This is a genomic window from Monashia sp. HAY1-2A, from assembly GCF_056755315.1.
The window spans coordinates 1-2434 of the sequence record NZ_JBNDHY010000270.1; the positions used below are offsets into that span (position 1 = coordinate 1).

Consider the following 2434-nt stretch of genomic DNA (forward strand, 5'->3'; position numbering starts at 1 on the left):
TCCGTCGTCGGCAGCGTCAGATGTGTATAAGAGACAGGCCCCGACAGGCCGCCCGGCACCACATCCCCACCTACGCGCAGGAGGACCCGTGTCGACCCCCCGCCACCCCACGTCCGTCGAGCTCCGGACCGACGGCCTCACCCTCGAGGTCATGACCGCCGGCGCAGCCGTGCGTCGACTGGTCGTCGAGGACGCGCACTCCCCCGACCCCGTCGACCTCGTCCTCGGCCACGCGGACCCCGGTGCGTACGCGTCCGACGGGGGCTACCTCGGTGCGACCATCGGCCGGTACGCCAACCGGATCGCCGGTGGAAGGTTCACCCTCGACGGCACGACGTACGTGCTGCCGGCCAACGAGGGGACCACGACCCTGCACGGCGGCCCGGCCGGCTTCGACCGCCGGGTCTGGACCGTGACGGACGCCGGCCCCGAGCACGTGCGCCTCCACCTGAGCAGTGCCGACGGAGACCAGGGTTTCCCGGGCCGGCTCGAGGTCGACGTCACCTACCGCATCGCTCCCGGCACCGTGCACCTGGACTACGCGGCCTCGACCGACCGGCCGACGGTCGTCAACCTCACCAACCACGCCTACTTCAACCTCGACGGCGAGGGCAGCGGCGGCGTCGAGGACCACGAGCTGCGCCTCGACGCCGACGCCTTCACCGCGGTCGGCGCCGACCTGCTGCCCACGGGCGTCGAGGCCGTCGACGGCACCGCGCTGGACTGGCGGTCTCCGCGTCGTCTGGGAGACGGTCTCGCCCTCGACGACGAGCAGCTGCGCCACGCTCGGGGCCTGGACCACAACGTCGTCCTGCGGGGCTCGGGGATGCGGACGGCGGCGGTCCTCACCGGTCGCGGCGGGCGCACGCTCACCGTCGAGACGGACCAGCCGGGGATGCAGGTGTACACCGGCACGCACTTCGACGGCAGCATCGTCGGCCTGTCCGGTCGCGCGTACGGGCCGCGGGCCGGCATCGCCCTGGAGACGCAGGCTTTCCCCGACGCCCCCAACCGCCCGGAGTTCCCCTCGACCGTGCTGCGCCCCGGCGAGACCCTGCGCACGACGACGGTCTGGCACCTGGCCTGACGGCGACGGCCGCACCCCGCGAAGGGGTGCGGCCGTCGGTCTCGTGGTCGCGGGTGGCAGGTCGGTCGAGCGTCGTGGTGGAGGTCGAGCTCGCCGGTGCGCCGGTCAGTGCCGGCGGCGGTGGTGCGGGTCCTCGTGGTACTCGGGGTGGACGTCCTCCGGCAGCTCCTCGGGCATCGCGCCCTCGCCGGCCTGGGCCACGCCCCAGCCCTGGGTCGTGATGGTGTCGATCGGCGGGTTGCCGACGAGGTGGGAGCGCTCTGCCCCCTCGGGGTGGTGGTCGCGCTCGACGACGGTCTCGTCGCCGTGGCGGTTCAGCGTGTCGTTGGTCCCTCCGCGCCGGCTCTGCAGCATGGCAGCCCCCGCGACGAGCACGACGACGATGGCGAGCAGCACCCAGAGTCCGATGTTGTCACCCATGGCACCTCCTGGTCCGTTGGTCACGGGTGACGACCCCCCGACCCTCCCGACCGGGTCGGGAGGCGTCGTGCGGAGTGCGTCGGGGCGGCGTCGCCCGGGCGTTCGTGCGCCGTCTCGAGTGTACGCCGCAGGGGTCGGCGGCCCGGCCTGTCAGGCGGCGACGGACGTGTCCGCGGCCACGAGCGTCGCGAGGGCGTCGGTGAGCCGGCCGAAGACCTCGGGGTCGCCGAGGACGTCGGTGTCGATCGTCGTCTGGGACACCTCGACGTCGGTGACGACGTGGGCGCCGGCGATCCTCGCCGAGCGGCGGGTGTCCTCGTGGGCCCACTTGCCGCCGTAGGGCGTCGGCGTCGCGCCGACGACGGCGAAGGGCTTGTCCTTGATGGCGCCCTGGCCGAACGGGCGCGACAGCCAGTCGATGGCGTTGTTGAGCACGGCCGGCATGGTGCCGTTGTACTCGGGGGTGACGGCGAGGACGCGGTCGGCGGAGCCCACCGCGCGACGCAGGTCGGTGACCACCGACGGGGCGTCGGCGCCGTCGATGTCCTCGTTGTAGAAGGGCAGCGCCCCGAGACCGTCGACGATCTCGAGCTGGACGCCGTCGGGGGCGTGGTCTCGCAGGGCCTCGGCGATGCGGCGGTTCACCGAGCCGGAGCGCAGGCTCCCGACGAGGACGGCGACTCGGGTGCGGGGCGTGGCAGCGTTGGTCATGACACACCAAACGGACCCCGGTCCGGTTCTATTCCGCTCGTCCGGGTCGACGTGACCCTGCGCGCGGCCTGCACCCGCGCCGCTGACCGGCGGACGTGAGGCCCGTTCGCTACGTCACTGCTCAGTCGGAGTGAGCACTGACGTAGCGGGTGGCCCGCAGTCGGGCTCGGGGCGGTCTCCTGTCTCTTATACACATCTGACGCTGCCGACGACGGA

At 73.0% G+C, this 2434-nt stretch carries 3 protein-coding genes; 1 reads left to right on the forward strand and 2 read right to left on the reverse strand.

Annotation, left to right across the window (positions count from 1 at the left end; genetic code table 11):
* Positions 1 to 88 precede the first annotated feature (88 nt).
* Positions 89 to 1087: an aldose epimerase family protein gene (locus ACPYOM_RS21630; RefSeq protein WP_481347534.1), complete on the forward strand. Its 999-nt coding sequence runs from the start codon at positions 89 to 91 to the stop codon at positions 1085 to 1087.
* A 105-nt stretch (positions 1088 to 1192) separates the two neighbouring features.
* Here the strand turns inward: ACPYOM_RS21630 and ACPYOM_RS21635 are convergent, their stop codons facing one another.
* Entirely contained in the window at positions 1193 to 1507 is a 315-nt protein-coding gene (locus tag ACPYOM_RS21635; RefSeq protein WP_481343968.1) for a hypothetical protein, read from the reverse strand.
* A 150-nt stretch (positions 1508 to 1657) separates the two neighbouring features.
* Positions 1658 to 2218, reverse strand: coding sequence for an NADPH-dependent FMN reductase (locus ACPYOM_RS21640; protein WP_481343967.1), 561 nt, complete (start codon positions 2216 to 2218; stop codon positions 1658 to 1660).
* Between the last annotated feature and the right edge of the window lie 216 nt (positions 2219 to 2434).